This is a genomic window from Cognatiyoonia sp. IB215182 (genome assembly GCF_033963905.1).
Lineage (GTDB): Bacteria > Pseudomonadota > Alphaproteobacteria > Rhodobacterales > Rhodobacteraceae > Yoonia.
On sequence record NZ_JAXBMB010000008.1, the window covers coordinates 95,235 to 115,261 of the forward strand.

Annotated in this window: 11 protein-coding genes; 6 read left to right on the forward strand and 5 right to left on the reverse strand. The window is 58.0% G+C overall.

The genetic code is table 11. From position 1 onward, the window contains the following. The first annotated feature begins 196 nt into the window (after positions 1-196). Together SLH47_RS17380 and SLH47_RS17385 are read left to right on the forward strand one after the other, a co-directional pair. Positions 197-1,126: an SMP-30/gluconolactonase/LRE family protein gene (locus tag SLH47_RS17380; protein ID WP_320241177.1), complete on the forward strand. Its 930-nt coding sequence runs from the start codon at positions 197-199 to the stop codon at positions 1,124-1,126. 61 nt (positions 1,127-1,187) lie between these two features. Further along, a complete protein-coding gene (locus SLH47_RS17385) occupies positions 1,188-4,364 on the forward strand; it encodes an ATP-binding protein (protein WP_320241178.1) in 3,177 nt (1,058 codons plus the stop codon). A gap of 6 nt (positions 4,365-4,370) precedes the next feature. On the opposite strand, the gene SLH47_RS17390 is transcribed toward SLH47_RS17385, so the two are convergent. From SLH47_RS17390 to SLH47_RS17405, 4 genes are all read right to left on the reverse strand, one after another. Then, the gene (locus tag SLH47_RS17390) at positions 4,371-5,768 is read right to left on the reverse strand and encodes a hypothetical protein (RefSeq protein WP_320241180.1); all 1,398 of its coding nucleotides are present in this window, start codon (positions 5,766-5,768) and stop codon (positions 4,371-4,373) included. Beyond that, entirely contained in the window at positions 5,765-6,475 is a 711-nt protein-coding gene (locus SLH47_RS17395) for a hypothetical protein (protein WP_320241182.1), read from the reverse strand. The genes SLH47_RS17390 and SLH47_RS17395 overlap by 4 nt, the downstream gene beginning before the upstream one ends. A 4-nt stretch (positions 6,476-6,479) precedes the next feature. Next, positions 6,480-7,493: a catalase gene (locus SLH47_RS17400; RefSeq protein ID WP_320241184.1), complete on the reverse strand. Its 1,014-nt coding sequence runs from the start codon at positions 7,491-7,493 to the stop codon at positions 6,480-6,482. A gap of 83 nt (positions 7,494-7,576) precedes the next feature. After that, complete coding sequence (locus SLH47_RS17405) at positions 7,577-8,626, reverse strand: patatin-like phospholipase family protein (RefSeq protein ID WP_320241186.1); 1,050 nt, start codon at positions 8,624-8,626, stop codon at positions 7,577-7,579. Between the two features lie 441 nt (positions 8,627-9,067). Here SLH47_RS17405 and rpoB point away from each other — a divergent pair, with 441 nt between their 5' ends. The 3 genes from rpoB (at position 9,068) to SLH47_RS17420 (ending at position 18,686) form a co-directional block, all read left to right on the forward strand. After that, positions 9,068-13,207 (forward strand): DNA-directed RNA polymerase subunit beta, encoded by a 4,140-nt coding sequence (gene rpoB, locus SLH47_RS17410; RefSeq protein ID WP_320241188.1) that lies wholly within the window; start codon positions 9,068-9,070, stop codon positions 13,205-13,207. Between the two features lie 95 nt (positions 13,208-13,302). Beyond that, on the forward strand, positions 13,303-17,559 hold the full coding sequence (rpoC, locus tag SLH47_RS17415) for a DNA-directed RNA polymerase subunit beta' (protein ID WP_320241191.1): 4,257 nt from the start codon (positions 13,303-13,305) through the stop codon (positions 17,557-17,559). 245 nt (positions 17,560-17,804) lie between these two features. After that, on the forward strand, positions 17,805-18,686 hold the full coding sequence (locus SLH47_RS17420) for a DMT family transporter (protein ID WP_320241192.1): 882 nt from the start codon (positions 17,805-17,807) through the stop codon (positions 18,684-18,686). On the opposite strand, the gene SLH47_RS17425 is transcribed toward SLH47_RS17420, so the two are convergent. Further along, a complete protein-coding gene (locus SLH47_RS17425; protein WP_320241195.1) occupies positions 18,683-19,258 on the reverse strand; it encodes a hypothetical protein in 576 nt (191 codons plus the stop codon). The genes SLH47_RS17420 and SLH47_RS17425 overlap by 4 nt on opposite strands. 389 nt (positions 19,259-19,647) lie before the next feature. Between SLH47_RS17425 and rpsL the strand changes: the two genes are divergently transcribed. Further along, complete coding sequence (gene rpsL / locus SLH47_RS17430; RefSeq protein WP_045998418.1) at positions 19,648-20,019, forward strand: 30S ribosomal protein S12; 372 nt, start codon at positions 19,648-19,650, stop codon at positions 20,017-20,019. Positions 20,020-20,027: the final 8 nt, after the last annotated feature.

Below are 20,027 nucleotides of genomic sequence, written 5' to 3' on the forward strand. Positions count from 1 at the left end.
GAGCACTATATTTCGCCCGCTTTAGGGGCAACTTGCGTGGCGAAGCAGGTTGTCAAAGAGTCTGCGAGGGCCAAAACTGACCCGACGGAAGGGACGTGGCGCCGCTCAGCTGTGTGTCATGTCCCCACGCCAAAAAAATGTCGCCATTCCCTTTTAGGCCCTGATAACCATATGAAGGGTTGGAAGTGGGGAAGAAATGACAATCGCATTGGAAGAGGTGTGCAGCGGTCTGGGCTTTCCAGAGGGACCCGTTGCGATGGACGACGGCGCGGTGCTGTTTGTCGACATCAAGCAAGAGACGCTGGTCCGGCTGACGCCGGATGGCAAAACAACAACCATCACCAAAATACCCGGCGGCCCGAATGGTGTGGCGATTGGCCCCGATGGCGCAGCGTATGTCTGCAACAATGGCGGCGTCTACAGCTTTGTGCCCTATGAGCATGAAGGCGTTCAGATCACGGTGCCCGCCCCGATCCGCCCTAATTACGAGGGCGGGTCAGTACATCGCGTTGATCTGCAAAGCGGCGCGGTCACGCAGCTCTTTGACTCGTATGAAGGCAAGCGCCTGATTGCGCCTGATGACATCGTTTTTGACACATCCGGCGGGTTCTGGTTCACGGATACCGGTATCGAAGACGCGGAAAGCACTCGCTACGGCGGCCTCTATTACGCGACGATTGACGGCAAGACGCTCGTGAAGGCCGCAACGATCCCGATGCCAAATGGGGTGGGCCTGTCACCCGATGGTGGTACCGTTTACGTGTCTGACACGGTTTTTGGCCGCCTTTGGGCGCTTGAGATTACGGGGCCGGGTCAAGTGAAGCCTGGGCCGCTACCGGGTATGCCAGGCAATGTGGTGCAAACCTTGCCGGGATACCAATGGCTCGACAGCCTGAAGGTCGAGGCGGATGGGCGGGTTTGTGTGGGAACGATCTTCAACGGCGGTATCACCGTGTTCAGCCTCGATGGCAGCACCGAACATGTGGCCATTCCCGATCTTTTCACCACCAATATGTGCTTTGGCGGCGCTGACATGCAGGATCTTTGGATCACCGCATCAAGCACCGGCAAGATTTACAAAACAAGATGGCCACGCCCGGGTCTGAAGCTGGCCTACACCACTTAGCGCAAGATGGATATGGCAGCGCGGGATAACGTCATATAGACGACCGGCCGGTATGAGGGACATGAATACCCATTTCGACAAACAACCAACCGATCTGGGCGAGCGGCGCCAAGTATCGGTGCTGTTTGCCGATATGGTGGGTTACACCGCCACCGTCGCGAAGCTGGGCGAAGAGCAAAGCGTGGCCTTCGTGCGCATTGTCTATGACATGCTCACCCGTGTCGTTGTCGAACATGGCGGGACCGTCCGCGACTTTGCGGGCGACAGTATCATGGCGCTTTTTGGGATCCCCGATGCGCTTGAGGATCCGGCATTGCGAGCGTGTCGCGCAGCGGTGGCGATCCATGCCGCCTTTGCCGATGCTGCCGACGATCTTGAGGCGCAGTTTGGGGTGCATCCCGTGATGCGTGTTGGGATCAGTTCCGGCGACGTGGTCATGGCCTCCGTACGAAGCGCGGATGGCCCTGCAACGGCGGTAGGCAGCACGGTGAACCTTGCCTCACGCATTGAACAGATGGCCTCCCCGGCCGGGACCATGATCTGCGACACCACCCAGGCCTTGGTCAGTTGGGTCACCGATCTGACCTACTTCGGGGAGGAACAGATCAAAGGTCTGACCGATCCGCAGAAGATCTGGGTGCTGGACGCCGTGCATGCCCGGGCGACGCGGTTTGACGCCTCAATCGCGCAGGGGCTCAGCAATTATGTCGGGCGAGAAGATGAGTTGAACGCGATGGCCCACGCGCTCACTCAAGTGCAAGACACCAAACAGGTGATTGATCTGGTAGCCGAGCCGGGCCTGGGAAAAACCCGCCTTGTTTTTGAGTTCCTGCGCCGGATTGGCACCGAAGAGGCGGTCGTGCTGCGTGGCTATTGTTTTGCGGATGGGCAGAACACGCCATTCCTGCCGCTTCTTGAAATCATCCGCAGCGGATTTCTGATCCGCGACACCGACGAGCCCGAACGCATCGCGGAGAAGCTCGCGGCGGGACTGAAGGCGTGGGACTGTTATAGTCACGAAAACCACGCGCTCTTGTTGAACCTGTTGGGACTGAAGCCACCGGCGGGCGTGCTGGATGGTTTGGACGGTGTTCTGATCGGGCTGCGGACGCGGGCTTTGCTTCCGGAATTGCTACGGGCGCGATGCGCGCGCGAAAAGGTTGTTCTGCTGATTGAGGATTGCCATTGGATCGACACCGCTTCCGAGGCGTTGCTGCGTGATCTCGTTGACGCGCCCGATCTGCGGAACTTCCTGATCATCCAGACCCGCCGCCCGGAATACACACCACCTTGGCTAGATGCAGAGGTGGTCACAACGCTCGCGTTGCGGCCCCTGGGCCCGGACGATATCGCGCATCTGGCCCAGCACCGCCTTGGTGTTGATGCGCTTCCTGATGGGCTAGCCCGGCAATTGAGTGAGCGGGCTGGCGGCAACCCGCTGTTTGGCGAAGAGATCCTGAGCTTCTTTCTGGAGCAGGGCGCGTTGAGGATAGATGGCGGCGCGGCATATTTTGACGCCGCTGAGGGTGAAAGCGACCTTCCGCTGACAATGCGCAGCCTTTTGACTGCGCGGGTTGCGCAATTGCAGCCCAAGGATCAGGAATTGCTGCAAGCTGCCTCTGTTATTGGGCGCAGGTTCAGTTCAGGTGTATTGTCCGGTCTGGTTGATGGGCCTGACGACATCGACGTGGCGCTCGACCGTTTACAGGCGCAGGATGTGCTGTATCGCGAGGCGCATTCGCCCGACTACATTTTCAAGCACGCCTTGCTGCGCGATTGCGTGTATCAAAGCCTTGTGGCGACGCGCCGTAGCCAATTGCATCTGGCAGTTGCCGACGCGCTGGCCGCCCGCAGCGCGAACCGCCTGCAAGAGGCGGCAGAGACGCTCGCCTTTCATTACGCGCAGACATCGCGCAATGATGAGGCGTTTCGCTATAGCGCGATGGCTGCTGAAAAGAGCCTCGGCGTCTATTCGCTTGATGAGGCGAACGCCTACTTCACGGCAGCACTTGCGCTTTATCAAAGCGATCCGACCTGTGCGACGGATGCGGAGTTTGCGTCCTTCCTGAGCCGTTTCGCTTTGTGCGCCAATATCTCGTTGCGTGTGCACCAGATGATCGCCCTTGCGGGCGAGGTGCGCCCGATCCTTGCACGGATTGGAGACAATCCTGATCACGCGCTGTTTCTGCACCACTACATTGCCTGCCTTGTCTGCAACGGAAAGTACTACAAGGCCCATCAGATTCAGCAAGAACTGACCGGTATGGCCAAGCGACTTGGCGACCCGACATCGCTGGCATACGCAATGGTTAGTGAGCTATCGGTGTCGATCTATTTTGCGCCCATGGATAACGCGGATTTTACCGCGAAAACGCAGGAGATCGAGGCAAACCTCAAACGCATCGATGACGCCTATATCCAGAACTTCTTTCTTGCCACTTTGGGGTGGAATGAACTGACCCGCGGACGCGTCGCGCGCGCCCATGCTGCGGCTGAGCGGATGATTGTTGCAAGCACCGCCAACAACGATCCCCGCTCGCTCGGCTACGGCACCGCGATGAAGGCACTGACGGCGATGGTGACGGACAATCACGCGCTGGCGCTTGAGATGGCCGAAAAGGCTCGCAATGCCTCAAAGGTCGAGTTTGAACTGGCCATTGCCGAAGCCGCGCGTGTCGCTGCGTTGGTGCCGCTGCAAAAACCTGAAGCGCCAGAATTGGTTCAGGCACATATCGCGGCTTGCGAGGCGAAAGGCTGGACTCTTTTCACCATGGGGCCCGCCACGATGCTAGGTGTGGCTTTCGCCTTGAAAGGAGAGATCACCGCCGGGCTGCAACAGATCGAGGCGGCGATTTCAAAGCGCAGTAAAGAAGGCACGCAAGTGGCCGCCGATTGGGCGCGGCTCTTCTTGTGCGAGCTTTATCTTGCGATCCTGACCGGCGAAGGGGACGGGTCACTCTCGGTTCTTTTTCGGAACCTGCGCGCGATCATCGCGGTCAGGCTGTTTGGCGAAAAGCGCTTGATCCGCATGATCGCTCAAATCCGGCAAAACCCGCAATTTGACGATACCGGTCATTATGTCGCACGCTGCGACATGATTTTGGGGCTGCTTTACAAGGCCAAGAAAAAGCCCGATCTGGCGCGCGATCATCTCACCAGGGCGCAGGTGATTGTTGAGACATCGGGTGCTTCGCCGATGCTGACGCGGATCAATGACGCCTTGGCGGAACTTGCCTGAGCGCGCTCAGCCCCACAATTCAGAGAGATAGGTCAGAGCCGCGATGCTGGGCAGGAAAGTATAGGCCCCGCCGCGCGTCTGAATAAGGCGCGGTATGCCACGCAGCCGTATGCTGTCCCCATCCGGCAAGGTCATGTCAAACCAGCTTGTCTCTGGCGTATTCGCGCCCAAAAGCGGGTCATTTGCACCGGTGATATTGGGGTCCTGCAGGCCAAGGTTGATCCAGTCGCACATCACCGCCTCAAACTGTGCGCCCAGATTGGCGCCGATGAAGCTGCCTAAGAGGCCGCGTTCCTGATCATCGGGGTTCGCCGGGTCGAAATCGGGGCCGTAGGACATGCCGCGCCGCACCAGCCTGCGGCTGTAATTCGCGATGCGCTGCACGATAGGGCCGCCGCGCGGATTGCCGCGCCGCAGATGCGCGCCAGCAGGGCAGCGCGAGCGGTGCGTGTAGTCAAAATTGGTCAGCGAGACCTCTTCTTCAGGAAACTGCGCGTCGGGTGACAATTCGTAAGGCACGCCATTACGCCAGCGTCCGCAGAACTGGGCCGCCACGACTTCGCGCAGGGCCCCATGCATATCGAGGCCCGGCCCGATCCGGTCCAGATGGGCGGGGTCGGCCAGAAGATCGCGTTTGGGGTGGTCCATGAGCAGGGCGGCAGCGTCATCGAGGTATTTCTCGAACTCCATCACATCCTGTGCGAGCACGCGAAAGGCGTTGAAGGTGCCGTTAAAGCCAAGCTCCTGCGGGCTGGGCACGCGGTAAGTCACGCCTTCTTGCCGGGTTGGATAGCCCAAAAGGATCGTGCCCAGCGGGTCCATCGGTTCATCTACGCCCACCTGATCAGGATCGATCACATGTTTGAAACGGGGCTGGGAGATGCCATCGACATAGCCAAAGAAAACGCGGCCTTCGGCCAGGTTGCGCCCGTTGCGCACGCCGAGCACGTTGAAGGCCTTGCCAACCCGGGCGGCGACCTGATCCAGATGCGCCGCGTCGTCCGCGTGAATGGAGGCGATGATATGCACGCGATCCGGTTGATCGAACGGTGCGGGCCAATGCGCAGGCGCGCTGTCGCCAAAGTCACCGACCTTCATCGCGCGCTTGGTCATGCCTTCAACGAATTCGGTCGGGAAGGTCGCAAGATGCTTTGAAGGTGTGCCAAGCGCGCGCAAACCTTCATATGTCACACCAATGTTGAAGCAATAACTTGGCCTGACGGTCCATGTGACGTCGCGTGTTATCTCCGGCACGTCATCGCGGCCACCGGCTACGGCAGCGCCCAGAAAAGCCCGTGCTGCCGCACGGTCAGTCACTTCAAGGATCAGATGGCGCACGAAATCCCGGCGATAACCGCGCAGGATGTTCCCCTGAATATCGGCGAGATTGAACGTATCCTTCACCAGCCCTGTCCGAATTTCTGGCGCACTTGCGCGGCTGAGACGCCGGGATAGGCGCGATAACCGCCACCGAGCGAGATGTTGCGATTGGCGTGCAATTGCAGAATGAATTCACGCGGCAATGTCTCCAGCGCATGGGGCGGTTGGTTTGGCGGCAGACCTTTGGCGACATCCTGCAGCCCGAACATGTCCGTGGCAAAATCAGGAGCCTGGAACAGATCATGCTCCTGCACCCAGTCGATGAACGCTTCGACATTATGCTCGGTCGGGATCAGATGTTCTGCATCGTCCACGAGCGAAATCACCTCGTTAAACACGCTGCCGATCGTGGTGATGAAGTCGCGGATGTAATTGCTGAAATCGCCGTCATAGACCGAGATCATGCAGATATTCCTGTCGATCAAGAGAAACCGCGCGAAATGCACGGTACCGACATTGTCGAGGCCCGCAAAAATCTCGTCCACATTCTGCGCGATGGCCATGGCGGCCTTGGCGCGGCCCGCGGGCGACGGGTCCTTGAGCGGCATGATCAGGTTCATCATGCGCTGCACGTTTTCGCTGGGCTGTGGTGAGGGGCGGGGGCCACCTGGCAGTTTCGGTTTCGGGTCGCGCCAGATCCAGTAGGGCACAACGACATAGCGCGACAGAAATTTGAACCAGCCGCGATCCGGCAAGGAATTGACATATGCGTTGAACCAATTGTCCTGCATGCGCCTAGCCTTTGGAGAAAGGGCAGGGCGTGGCGCCGCGCCATTCGCTTGAAACTTCGTAGGCCTTGATCCGGATCTGCAGGACCGGATCGTCTGAGAGCGCTATCCCGTCCGTTAGTAGGCCGGGATTGAAGCTCAACTTTTCGCATTGCGCGACCTGATCTTTGGGCACGGCATTCAGCGTGAGCGTGCCCATCATGATCCGCTTGCGATGCGGCGGCCAGGGGCGGGCGGAATCGTTAAAATCGTCGCCAACCTCACCAATCATCATCATCAGCGAGAACCGCGCCGGTTCATCGGCCAGCCTGTCTTTGAGTTCCTGACGCAGGTAGTCATCCACCGGCGTGGCCGCAGGGTTGGTCTTCAGCACACCCGCAATAGGCTGCCAGTAAAACCGCACCCAGCGTTTGGTGCCATCCTCGCCGGTCACTATAAAGGTGTGCACGGCGTGATACGCCTCGCGCACATAGCTGACCGGCGCGCCGATTTGCGCGGCCTGCATCACGCCCAATTGGGCAAAGGCGTTCTGGTCGGCAAATTCAATCGCCCCGTCATCGGGGCTGATCGTCTCGCCCGGATAGGGGTCGCGCTTGGGCAGGATCAGTTGCAAGAGCCCCGCGATCTTTTGCCATGGCGTTTGCCCGTGATAGGGCTTTGGCGCGGCCATCTCGGCAAATTCCAGAAAGCCTTCAGGCGTTGGTGCGAAGAATTCAGGCAGCGTCATCGCGATCAGGTCGGTATCCGTCCCATCCGAGAGATGAAAGCGCACAGCAAGGCCGCGCACGTCGGACCACCCGTCGTGTACACTCGCGGCACCTGACCCATTCGAAAACCTGACGATCACATCTGATCTGTCGTTGCAGAAATGATCCGCTGTACAGAAATTCCGGGCGATCAGGGATGGTTCGAAAAAGCCGGTTGCGCTGATGCCAATGGAATGGACGGGGCGCAGGTTGGTGTTCCCATCAGGGCGCTGAAGAACACTAACCAGTTTTTCGGCAAGGTCTTGATCGCTCATAAAATCTGTTCAAACCCAATCAACTGTGAATGCCGACGGAGCCACCTTAGATGGATCGTGGTTAATGACAAGCCCGCAAGGGTTTACCATGCCTCCAACAACGCCAATGCATGGGTCCATGCCTTGCTTTTCTTCCCCGTCTCGATGGCATGATCCATCAGCATGTAGGCTTCTGGAGTATGTGTCGACAGCCCAACCATCTTCGGCAGCGGTGGGTTCAGCCGCACCAGCCGGTCCTGCAGCATTAGCCGCGCCATCCAGTACTGGTTTTCAGCAGAGGTGGTCAGCATCAGTTCGATCAACGCGCCTTTCGGTGCGTGTGAGGTCACCCCGAACCATTTCAGAAGACCCCAATCATCGGGGTTCTTGATCATGTTTTCCGAGATATCGGTCGGTTGTTTGCCCGTACCAATCGACAGCGCCTCGATCTGATCAAGATCATAGGCATGGCCCCCGGCCATGGCGACATTGATGCCATTCAGGACCGGGTTGTTTGCAAACATCCCCCCGTCCACGAAGTACCCGTAGTCCACATCGCCGGCGACGATCTGGTGCGGTGGGAAATAGGATGGAGCTGCAGCACTCGCCAGCGCCACATCCAGCAGGCGCACATCAGTTGTGTCGAGCCATCCGACGGCGCTGAGATCCTGATTGGTGAGCGTGAAGGGCGCCCAACCCACCTTGTCGTCGCGGTGCAGGCACACCGTATTGACCGCCAAAACCAGATCTGGAGAGATGGATGCAAGCGTCCGGTCGCCCACAAGCCCACGCCCGATCTCGGTTAAACCCGATGGATCATATTGCGCCGACAGGATGCCGGGACCACCGGCAAGGTTCAGTTTTGCCAGAAGATGATCAATCGATTTGTCCAGAAACCCTTCTTCGTTCTCGCGAAAAAAGACCGCCGCGTCACACCGATAGTGATGGGTCAGCTCATCCATCAGACGGCCCATATCCTGCCCACGGGTCCGCCCATCGGCCAGAGCCACGGCAATCAGACCACCTGTTGACGTGCCTGCAAAGCCGTCCGCCTTATCCAGACAACCCGTTTCGTGATGCAGTGCCTGCAGCATACGACAGGTCAGATAGCCCCGAATGCCGCCACCATCGCAAGAGATCAGTTTGAACGGCATGGCATATGTCCTGTCCTATGTGCACCGCTTTCTCGGTGTCATCTTCCGTCACCGTGCATCATGGCGTATCAATTGCCGTGCGCAAGACGTGCCGTCGAGCCATCCACGCGCCTTTGGGGCACTCAGGGGTGGGTTCTGAAGCGCCGATCTGCCTATTCATAAAAAGCTATTGATTTTCCCCATCGCCCTTGAACTTTGACCGAATCTCTCTTAGTTGGTGCCACTCAGACCCGCTCAACAATCGGAAAATCGACAAACAGGTTCTTTTGAAACTTATCTTTCAAAGCGCTTAGGCATGCGTTTTGACAGGTAAGTTGATCGTTTCGGGAGAGGTGTTTGGGTTGCACCTCGGGCATTGAGACGGTCCTGCCTTCATCGGGCGTGCGTTCTGGTGGCCCGACCAGAGCGTGCGTTTACGACATTATTGGAGACCCGGCTGTTATGGCATCTACGTTCCTTGGTCAGAAACGTCTACGCAAATATTACGGTAAAATCCGCGAAGTCCTTGAAATGCCGAACCTCATCGAGGTTCAGAAATCCTCTTACGATCTGTTCCTGCGCTCTGGCGACAGCGACACGCCACTTGATGGTGAGGGCATCAAAGGCGTTTTCCAGTCGGTGTTCCCGATCAAGGATTTCAACGAAACAGCTGTGCTTGAATTCGTCAAGTATGAGCTGGAAAAGCCGAAATACGATGTTGAGGAATGTCAGCAGCGCGACATGACCTACAGCGCGCCGCTGAAGGTGACTCTGCGCCTGATCGTGTTTGATGTGGACGAGGATACCGGCGCGAAATCCGTCAAGGATATCAAGGAACAGGACGTGTTCATGGGCGATATGCCCCTGATGACACCGAATGGCACGTTTGTCGTGAACGGCACCGAGCGTGTGATCGTCAGCCAGATGCACCGTTCGCCCGGCGTGTTCTTTGACCACGACAAGGGCAAGACGCATTCGTCGGGCAAACTGCTCTTTGCCTGCCGGATCATTCCTTACCGCGGCTCCTGGCTCGATTTCGAATTCGACGCCAAGGATCTCGTTTATTGCCGGATCGACCGCCGCCGCAAGCTGCCCGTGACCACACTGCTTTATGCGCTGGGCATGGATCAGGAAGGCATCATGAATGCCTATTACAACACGGTTGACTATCATCTCGATGGCAAAGGCAAAGCCTGGACGACCAAGTTCTTCCCAGAACGTGTGCGCGGCACCCGCCCCGCTTTTGACCTGGTTGATGCGAAAACCGGTGAGGTTATCGCGAAGGCGGGCGAGAAAGTCACGCCGCGCTCGGTCAAGAAGCTGATCGACGCTGGTGAGGTGACCGATCTTTTGGTGCCTTACGAAAACATCATCGGAAAGTTTGTCGCACAGGACATCATCAACGAAGAAAACGGCGCGATCTATGTCGAAGCCGGTGATGAGCTGACAATTGAGACGGACAAAGATGGTGAAGTGATCGGCGGGACCTTGAAAGACCTGCTGGATGCGGGCATCACGACGATCCCCGTGCTCGACATCGATAACGTCACCGTTGGCGCCTACATGCGCAACACGATGGCGCAGGACAAGAACATGAACCGTGAAACCGCGCTCATGGATATCTACCGCGTCATGCGCCCGGGTGAGCCACCCACCGTTGATTCTGCGTCGGCCTTGTTCGACACGCTGTTCTTTGATGCGGAGCGCTACGACCTGTCCGCTGTGGGTCGCGTGAAGATGAACATGCGGCTCGACCTCGACGCCGAAGACACGATGCGCACCTTGCGCAAGGAAGACATCGTTGCCTGTATCAAGGCGCTTGTCGAATTGCGTGATGGCAATGGCGATGTGGACGACATCGACCACCTCGGCAACCGTCGTGTGCGGTCCGTCGGTGAGTTGATGGAGAACCAGTATCGCGTGGGTCTTCTGCGGATGGAGCGTGCGATCAAGGAGCGCATGTCGTCGGTCGAGATCGATACGGTCATGCCGCAGGACCTGATCAATGCGAAACCTGCCGCTGCTGCGGTGCGCGAATTCTTCGGCTCCTCGCAGCTGTCGCAGTTTATGGACCAGACCAACCCGCTGTCGGAAGTGACGCATAAGCGGCGTCTGTCTGCACTTGGGCCCGGCGGTCTGACACGTGAGCGTGCTGGCTTTGAGGTGCGCGACGTGCACCCGACGCACTATGGCCGGATGTGCCCGATTGAAACACCGGAAGGGCCGAATATCGGTCTGATCAACTCGTTGGCGACGTTCGCCCGCGTGAACAAATACGGTTTCATCGAGACCCCATACCGCAAGGTCGTTGGCGGCAAAGTAACTGATGAGGTCAGCTACATGTCTGCGACCGAAGAGATGCGTCACACCGTGGCACAGGCCAACGCGAACATGAACGCGCAAGGCGAGTTCAACAACGAACTGGTCTCAACCCGCAAGAACGGTGACTACACGCTCAGCCCCCGCGAAAACGTGGACCTGATCGACGTCTCTCCAAAGCAGCTGGTGTCAGTTGCGGCCTCGCTGATCCCGTTCCTTGAGAATGACGACGCGAACCGCGCGCTTATGGGCTCGAACATGCAACGTCAGGCCGTGCCGTTGTTGCAGGCTGAGGCGCCGCTCGTTGGTACGGGCATCGAAGAAGTGGTTGCGCGCGATTCAGGTGCGGCGATCATGGCGAAACGTGCCGGGATCATCGACCAGGTGGATGCGCAGCGGATCGTGATCCGTGCGACCGAGGATCTGGAGCTGGGCGATGCGGGCGTTGACATCTACCGCATGCGCAAATTCCAGCGCTCGAACCAGAACACCTGCATCAACCAGCGTCCGCTGATCAAGGTGGGCGATCTGGTGCAGAAGGGTCAGGTGATTGCCGATGGTCCGTCGACGGATATTGGCGAGTTGGCACTGGGCAAGAACGTGGTCGTCGCGTTTATGCCGTGGAACGGTTACAACTACGAGGACTCGATCCTGATTTCGGAGCGGATCGTGCGCGATGACGTCTTCACCTCGATCCATATCGAGGAATTCGAAGTTGCCGCCCGTGACACGAAGCTGGGGCCCGAGGAAATCACCCGTGATATTCCAAACGTGGGCGAAGAGGCGCTGCGCAACCTTGATGAGGCGGGCATCGTCTATATCGGGGCTGAAGTTGGGCCTGCGGACATCCTCGTTGGTAAGATCACACCGAAGGGCGAAAGCCCGATGACGCCGGAAGAGAAGCTTTTGCGCGCGATCTTTGGTGAGAAAGCGTCTGACGTGCGGGATACGTCCCTGCGCTTGCCGCCCGGTGATTTCGGGACGGTCGTCGAGGTCCGCGTTTTCAACCGCCATGGTGTGGAAAAAGACGAACGTGCCCTGCAGATCGAGCGTGAAGAGGTCGAACGCCTCGCCCGTGACCGCGATGACGAGCTCGCGATCCTGGATCGCAACATCTATGCGCGTCTGTGGGACATCATCAACGGCAAGAAGGCCGCGAAGGGGCCGAAAGGCTTCAAATCCGGTTCCATCGTGTCTGAGGACAGCGTTGCAGAGCTTAGCCGCGGTCAGTGGTGGCAGCTTGCCATGGAAGACGAAGATGATGCCAAGATCGTCGAGGCGCTGAACGAACAGTACGAAATCCAGAAGCGCGCCATGGATGCACGGTTTGAGGATAAGGTCGAAAAGGTCCGTCGCGGTGACGACTTGCCCCCGGGCGTGATGAAGATGGTCAAGGTCTTCGTGGCGGTGAAGCGCAAGCTACAGCCGGGCGACAAGATGGCCGGTCGTCACGGGAACAAGGGTGTGATTTCCAAGGTTGTGCCGATGGAAGACATGCCGTTCCTTGCTGATGGGACGCCGGTTGACTTCTGTCTGAACCCGCTGGGTGTGCCGTCGCGGATGAACGTTGGTCAGATCCTTGAGACGCATATGGGTTGGGCCGCACGTGGTCTTGGCTTGCAGATCGATGAGGCGCTGGATGAATACCGCCGCTCCGGTGATCTGACGCCCGTGCGTGATGCGATGAAGATCGTCTATGGCGACAACGTCTATGACGAAGGCATCGCGGGCATGGACGAGGATCAGCTGATCGAGGCTGCGGGGAACGTCACGCACGGCGTGCCGATTGCGACGCCTGTGTTCGACGGTGCGAAAGAGGCTGACGTGAACGACGCGCTGGTGCGCGCCGGGTTCTCAACCTCTGGTCAGTCGGTGCTTTACGATGGCCGCACGGGTGAGCAGTTCAGCCGTCCTGTGACCGTTGGTGTGAAGTACCTCTTGAAGCTACATCACCTCGTTGATGACAAGATCCACGCACGCTCAACCGGGCCCTACAGCCTTGTCACGCAGCAGCCTCTCGGTGGTAAGGCCCAGTTCGGCGGCCAGCGTTTCGGGGAAATGGAGGTCTGGGCACTGGAAGCCTACGGTGCCGCCTACACCCTGCAGGAAATGCTGACGGTGAAATCGGACGATGTGGCGGGCCGGACGAAAGTGTACGAGTCCATCGTGAAGGGCGAAGACAATTTCGAAGCTGGCGTGCCGGAATCGTTCAACGTGCTCGTGAAAGAAGTCCGGGGCCTCGGCCTCAACATGGAACTCCTGGATGCGGAGGATGAGGAGTAAGAGTTTTCGTGACGAAAACTCTTACGGACTGAAAAGTCCTCGTCACGAGGACTTTTCCCACCCCACCCGACGCACCCCAATTCAAGGAATTGAAGATGAACCAGGAACTGACAAACAACCCGTTTAACCCGCTCACCCCGGCAAAAACGTTTGACGAAATCAAGGTCTCGCTGGCCTCGCCCGAACGGATCCTGTCGTGGTCTTTCGGCGAGATCAAGAAACCGGAAACGATCAACTACCGCACGTTCAAGCCCGAACGTGATGGTCTCTTTTGCGCGCGTATCTTTGGCCCGATCAAAGATTACGAATGCCTTTGCGGTAAATATAAGCGTATGAAATATCGCGGTGTTGTCTGCGAGAAATGCGGTGTGGAAGTCACGCTGCAAAAGGTCCGTCGTGAACGCATGGGCCATATCGAACTGGCTGCACCTGTCGCGCATATCTGGTTCCTGAAATCGCTGCCTTCCCGCATCGGTTTGATGCTGGACATGACACTGCGCGATCTGGAGCGGATCCTCTATTTCGAAAACTACGTCGTCATCGAACCCGGTCTGACCGACCTCACCTATGGACAGTTGATGACCGAGGAAGAGTATAACGACGCACAGGACCTTTATGGCATGGACGCGTTCCAGGCCAATATCGGGGCTGAGGCGATCCGCGAGATGTTGAGCCAGATCGATCTGGAATCTGAGGCGGAACAGTTGCGCGCCGATCTGAAAGAGGCGACAGGGGAACTGAAGCCCAAGAAGATCATCAAGCGTCTGAAGATCGTCGAGAACTTCATCGAAAGCGGCAACCGCCCTGAGTGGATGGTGCTGACCGTGATCCCCGTGATCCCGCCGGAACTGCGCCCGCTGGTGCCGCTGGATGGTGGCCGCTTTGCGACGTCGGACCTGAACGACCTCTATCGTCGTGTGATCAACCGGAACAACCGCCTGAAGCGCCTGATTGAGCTGCGCGCGCCGGACATCATCGTTCGCAACGAAAAGCGGATGCTGCAGGAATCTGTGGATGCGCTCTTTGACAACGGCCGTCGTGGCCGTGTGATCACCGGTGCGAACAAGCGTCCGCTGAAATCGCTCAGCGATATGCTGAAAGGTAAGCAGGGTCGTTTCCGTCAGAACCTTCTGGGTAAGCGGGTCGACTTCTCGGGCCGTTCGGTCATTGTGACCGGTCCGGAACTTAAGCTGCATCAATGTGGTCTGCCCAAGAAGATGGCGCTGGAGCTCTTCAAGCCGTTCATCTACTCGCGGCTTGAGGCGAAAGGGCTGTCCAGCACGGTCAAACAGGCCAAGAAGCTGGTGGAGAAAGAACGTCCCGAAGTTTGGGACATCCTTGATGAGGTCATCCGCGAACACCCTGTGATGCTGAACCGGGCACCAACGCTGCACCGTCTCGGCATTCAGGCGTTTGAACCTGTCCTGATCGAAGGCAAGGCCATTCAGCTGCACCCGCTCGTCTGTTCGGCCTTTAACGCCGACTTCGACGGCGACCAGATGGCGGTGCACGTGCCCTTGAGCCTTGAGGCGCAGCTCGAAGCGCGTGTCTTGATGATGTCGACAAACAACGTGCTGTCGCCATCGAACGGTGCGCCGATCATCGTGCCGTCGCAGGACATGATCCTGGGCCTTTACTACACCACCATCATGCGTGAAGGCATGAAGGGGGAAGGCCTCGCCTTTGCGGATATCGAGGAAGTGGAACACGCACTGACGGCGGGTGAAGTGCATCTGCACGCCAAGATCACCGCGCGCATTCCGCAGATTGACGAAGAAGGCAATGAGGTCATGACGCGGTTTGAAACCACGCCGGGCCGTCTGCGCCTGGGCGCGCTCTTGCCGCTGAACGCCAAGGCGCCGTTCGCGCTGGTCAACCGCCTCTTGCGCAAGAAAGAGGTGCAGCAGGTCATCGACACCGTCTATCGCTATTGCGGTCAGAAGGAGTCGGTCATCTTCTGCGACCAGATCATGACCATGGGCTTCCAGGAGGCGTTCAAGGCCGGGATTTCCTTCGGTAAGGACGACATGGTTGTGCCCGATACCAAGTGGGATCTGGTGGCTGAGACGCGCGATCAGGTGAAGGACTTTGAACAGCAATATATGGACGGTCTGATCACCCAGGGTGAGAAGTACAACAAGGTCGTCGATGCCTGGTCAAAAGCCAACGACAAAGTCACCGACGCGATGATGGACACAATCGGGACCACGCCAACGCTGGCGGATGGATCGCAGGGTGAGCCGAACTCGGTTTACATGATGGCCCATTCCGGTGCCCGTGGCTCGGTCACGCAGATGAAGCAGCTGGGCGGCATGCGCGGCCTGATGGCCAAGCCGAATGGCGAAATCATCGAAACGCCCATCATCTCGAACTTCAAGGAGGGTCTGACCGTTCTTGAATACTTCAACTCGACCCACGGCGCGCGGAAAGGTCTGTCGGATACCGCACTCAAGACCGCGAACTCCGGTTACCTGACACGTCGTCTGGTTGATGTGGCTCAGGACTGCATCGTGCGTGAGCTTGATTGCGGGACTGAGGCTGCGATCACTGCTGAGGCGGCTGTGAATGACGGTGAAGTTGTTGCGTCACTGGCCGAGCGTGTGCTGGGCCGTGTCGCTGCCGAGGACGTGCTGAAACCTGGCACTGACGAGGTGATCGTCGAGAAGGGTGAGCTGATCGATGAACGCAAGGCGGACATGATCGACGCATCCGGCCTGGCCAAGATGCGCATCCGCTCGCCGCTGACCTGTGAGTCCGAGGATGGCGTCTGTGCCATGTGCTATGGCCGTGATCTTGCACGTGGTACGCGTGTGAACATTGGTGAGGCTGTGGGCATCATCGCTGCACAATCCATCGGTGAACCCGGTACACAGCTGACGATGCGGACGTTCCACATCGGCGGTGTTGCACAGGGTGGTCAGCAGTCGTTCCTTGAAGCGTCACAGCCTGGCAAGATCAGCTTTAGCAATGCGAACCTTTTGGAGAACGCATCGGGTGAGATGATCGTGATGGGCCGGAACATGACCATCGCTATCGAAGGCTCTGACGGTAACGAGTTGGCGAACCACAAGGTTGGCTATGGTTCCAAAGTCTTTGTCAAAGACGGGCAGGATATCCTGCGCGGCGACAAGCTCTTTGAATGGGATCCGTTCACATTGCCGATCATCGCGGAGAAATCGGGGACGGCGAAATATGTTGACCTGGTCAACGGCATCGCCGTTCGCGAGGAAACCGATGATGCAACGGGTATGACCCAACGCATCGTGGCCGACTGGCGCGCAGCACCCAAAGGCAACGAGCTTGCCCCGAAAATCATCGTGGTCGGCGCTGATGGCGAACCTGCGGTCAAGGATGACGGCAACCCGGTTGCCTATCCGATGTCGGTTGACGCGGTCCTGTCGATTGATGACGGGCAAGAGATCAAGGCCGGTGATGTGGTCGCGCGTATCCCGCGTGAGGGTGCGAAGACCAAGGACATCACCGGTGGTCTGCCGCGTGTGGCGGAACTCTTTGAAGCGCGTCGTCCGAAAGATCACGCGATCATCGCCGAAATCGATGGTTACGTGCGCTTTGGCAAGGACTACAAGAACAAGCGCCGCATCGCGATCGAGTCTTCTGAAGATCCGGAGATGAAGGTCGAATACATGGTGCCCAAGGGCAAGCACATCCCGGTTGCGGAAGGTGATTTTGTCCAGAAGGGTGATTACATCATGGACGGCAACCCGGCCCCGCATGATATTCTTGCGGTTCTGGGGGTCGAGGCCCTTGCTGACTACATGATCGACGAGGTGCAGGACGTTTACCGCCTGCAAGGTGTGAAGATCAACGACAAGCATATCGAGGTTATCGTCCGCCAGATGCTCCAGAAATGGGAGATTCAGGACAGCGGTGATACGGTGCTGCTAAAGGGTGAGAATGTGGACAAGGCCGAGTTTGACGAGGCCAACGCCAAGGCTCTCGCCCGTGGTGATCGTCCGGCACAAGGTGAGCCGATCCTGTTGGGGATTACCAAGGCGTCCTTGCAAACACGGTCGTTCATCTCGGCGGCGTCGTTCCAGGAAACCACGCGCGTGCTGACCGAGGCATCGGTGCAGGGCAAGAAGGACAAGCTGATCGGTCTGAAAGAGAACGTGATCGTCGGTCGTCTGATCCCGGCTGGTACGGGTGGTGCAACCCAGCGTGTCACGCGCATCGCCGCCGAGCGCGACAATGTCGTCATCGAGGCGCGTCGGGAAGAGGCTGAAGAGGCCGCAAGGCTCGCAGCACCAATGGAGATGGCCAATGAGGTCTCTGGCGATGATGTCTTTGCCGACGATCTTGTGGTCGACACGCCAGAGGGTGCGGCAGAGTAGTCTCTTGCTGACAGAGTTCTGGAAGGGCCTCACACTGGTGGGGCCCTTTTCTGTTGCGGTTGCGCTGTTTGCGTCAGAGTTCAGCTGGCGAGCGCATGGCGGTATTCCGCGTGTTACCAGAGCCAATTAAAAAACAGATTTTCGCACGATCATGTCGTGGTATTCCGGTTTGGATTGATTGCGACACTGTTCTTAAACCTTCATGCAACCGTGGCACGGCTTTTATTTCTGTTTTTACCCGACTGATGCCCATTCTTTCTGACAACATGCGCGGTGCGTTCTTGATGATGGGCGCGATGGGCGCCTACACCGTCAATGATGCATTTATGAAGATCGTGGCGGCAGATTTGCCCCTCTTCCAGGCCATCATGTTGCGTGGGATCGGGGCTGTGATTTGCCTGATCCTGTTGTGCCGTCTCATGGGGCAATTCCGCTTTGATCTTCCGCGTCGGGATTGGTGGTGGATTGCATTGCGCAGCGCCTGCGAGATGGCGGGGACCTATTTCTTTATCACCGCCCTCTTGCATATGCCGATCGCGAATATCAGTGCCATCATGCAGGTCTTGCCCCTATCGGTCGCGCTGGCCGCGGCCCTTTTCCTGCGCGAGCCGCTGGGGTGGCGGCGGTTGACGGCCATTTTTGTAGGATTTGTTGGCGTTCTTTTGATTATTCAGCCGGGTGGGGCAGCCTTCAACAGCTTCAGTATCTATGCCCTGATCACCGTCGCTTGCATCACATTGCGGGACCTGACGGTGCGGCGCATGTCGCCGAATGTGCCGCCCCTTCTGGTGGCTCTGGCGGCAGCGATTTGGGTGGCAGTGCTTGGCATGGTGGGCGCGGCTGCGACCACTTGGGCGCCCATGACGGTGGTTGCGGGCTTGCAATTGGCTGGCGCCACGCTTTTCCTGATATTCGGATACATCTTCTCGGTCATGGCAATGCAGCGGGGCGAGATCAGTTTCATCGCACCCTTCCGCTATACCAGTCTGCTTGTCGCTCTTGTTTTGGGGGTGATTGTCTTTGGCGAGTGGCCTGACACGCTGACGCTTATTGGTGCAGGTATCGTCGTGGCCACAGGGCTATTCACCCTTTATCGCGAGGCGCAGTTGCGAACACATGCCCTTTAGCGCTGAGTGCCGAAGAAGACCCCGTCGACGTCCAGGTCAAAGTCACCACGCGCGGTGCCGTTGACGTCACCATAGACCGCGTCGCCATTGATCACGTCGTCGCGCACCTCACCATCAAGGTCGAGGCTCATGAAAGAGTCGACCTCAAACCCGTCTACGTCCACGCCGGTGACTTCACCGCGCGCCTCGGCATTTAGGTTGCCGTTGCTCTCAAATCCGTTGATGTCGAGCGTGCCTTCCAGCAACTGATCAGGACTTCCATCGGGATTGATCAGGTTGATGTTCGTCACACTTCCGTCAACGTCATTGGTGCTGAAACCGACGACCATCGTCATATCCGCAAGGATGCTACCATTGGCATCGCCGCTGACATCTGCACCGATCTGACCGTCATAGGTGACCGTACCCGTAGGCAACTCGGCCAAGCTGGTTTCAGGCAGGAGCGAGATCCGGGCGGCCTCCTCCATGGCGCGGTCAACGTCACTTTCGCTGACAGTGGGGGACGTTGGTGTCGCGGCACATCCGGCGACGGTTGCGAGGGCCATCAATGAAAGGGTGATTTGTCTGATCATGGGCGAATCCCGCCTTTTTGCTTGTTTTGCATCTGCCGACAGACATCAGGCACGGGCGGGCGCTATACAATAAAGGCGGTTTGTTATGAGATAACGGCCGCTGAAATGGCACGGAAATCAAGCAGAAACACGCCGCCGACCGGCCCCTGTTGACAGCCAATTCGACTCCCCCTATACGCCGCTCATCCGGGTTGGGGCCTGCCCCTTTATCCCGTTATCAAACCTGATGTGGCCAAGAACCGGGCGCCTATTGTCTTGTTCCTCTGGAAACTCACCGCACCGAACCTCCGGTAAGGGTTCGACTGCGGAATTTTTGTGCTTTCAAAGGCACATCTTTTGAAACCCCGCGTTTGCCGGACGCACATGTGAATAGATGGGAACATCACACGATGCCAACGATTCAGCAGCTGATCCGCAAGCCGCGCCAGCCAAAAGTCAACAAATCCAAGTCGATGCACTTGGAATCCTGCCCCCAGAAGCGTGGCGTTTGCACACGCGTCTACACCACCACACCGAAAAAGCCGAACTCGGCCATGCGGAAGGTTGCCAAGGTGCGCCTGACCAATGGTTTTGAGGTCATCAGCTACATCCCCGGTGAAAGCCACAACCTTCAGGAACACTCTGTTGTTCTGATCCGTGGCGGCCGTGTGAAAGACCTTCCCGGTGTGCGTTACCACATTCTGCGCGGTGTGCTTGATACCCAAGGTGTCAAAGACCGTAAGCAACGCCGTTCGAAATACGGCGCGAAGCGTCCTAAGTAAGGGAAATC

Coding starts and splice junctions, on each gene's coding strand:
- rpoC (WP_320241191.1), top strand. CDS start 13,303: ATGAACCAGGAACTGACAAACAACCCGTTTAACCCGCTCACCCCGGCA.
- rpoB (WP_320241188.1), top strand. CDS start 9,068: ATGGCATCTACGTTCCTTGGTCAGAAACGTCTACGCAAATATTACGGT.
- SLH47_RS17395 (WP_320241182.1), bottom strand. CDS start 6,475: ATGCAGGACAATTGGTTCAACGCATATGTCAATTCCTTGCCGGATCGC.
- SLH47_RS17425 (WP_320241195.1), bottom strand. CDS start 19,258: ATGATCAGACAAATCACCCTTTCATTGATGGCCCTCGCAACCGTCGCC.
- SLH47_RS17385 (WP_320241178.1), top strand. CDS start 1,188: ATGAATACCCATTTCGACAAACAACCAACCGATCTGGGCGAGCGGCGC.
- SLH47_RS17405 (WP_320241186.1), bottom strand. CDS start 8,626: ATGCCGTTCAAACTGATCTCTTGCGATGGTGGCGGCATTCGGGGCTAT.
- SLH47_RS17420 (WP_320241192.1), top strand. CDS start 17,805: ATGCCCATTCTTTCTGACAACATGCGCGGTGCGTTCTTGATGATGGGC.
- rpsL (WP_045998418.1), top strand. CDS start 19,648: ATGCCAACGATTCAGCAGCTGATCCGCAAGCCGCGCCAGCCAAAAGTC.
- SLH47_RS17400 (WP_320241184.1), bottom strand. CDS start 7,493: ATGAGCGATCAAGACCTTGCCGAAAAACTGGTTAGTGTTCTTCAGCGC.
- SLH47_RS17380 (WP_320241177.1), top strand. CDS start 197: ATGACAATCGCATTGGAAGAGGTGTGCAGCGGTCTGGGCTTTCCAGAG.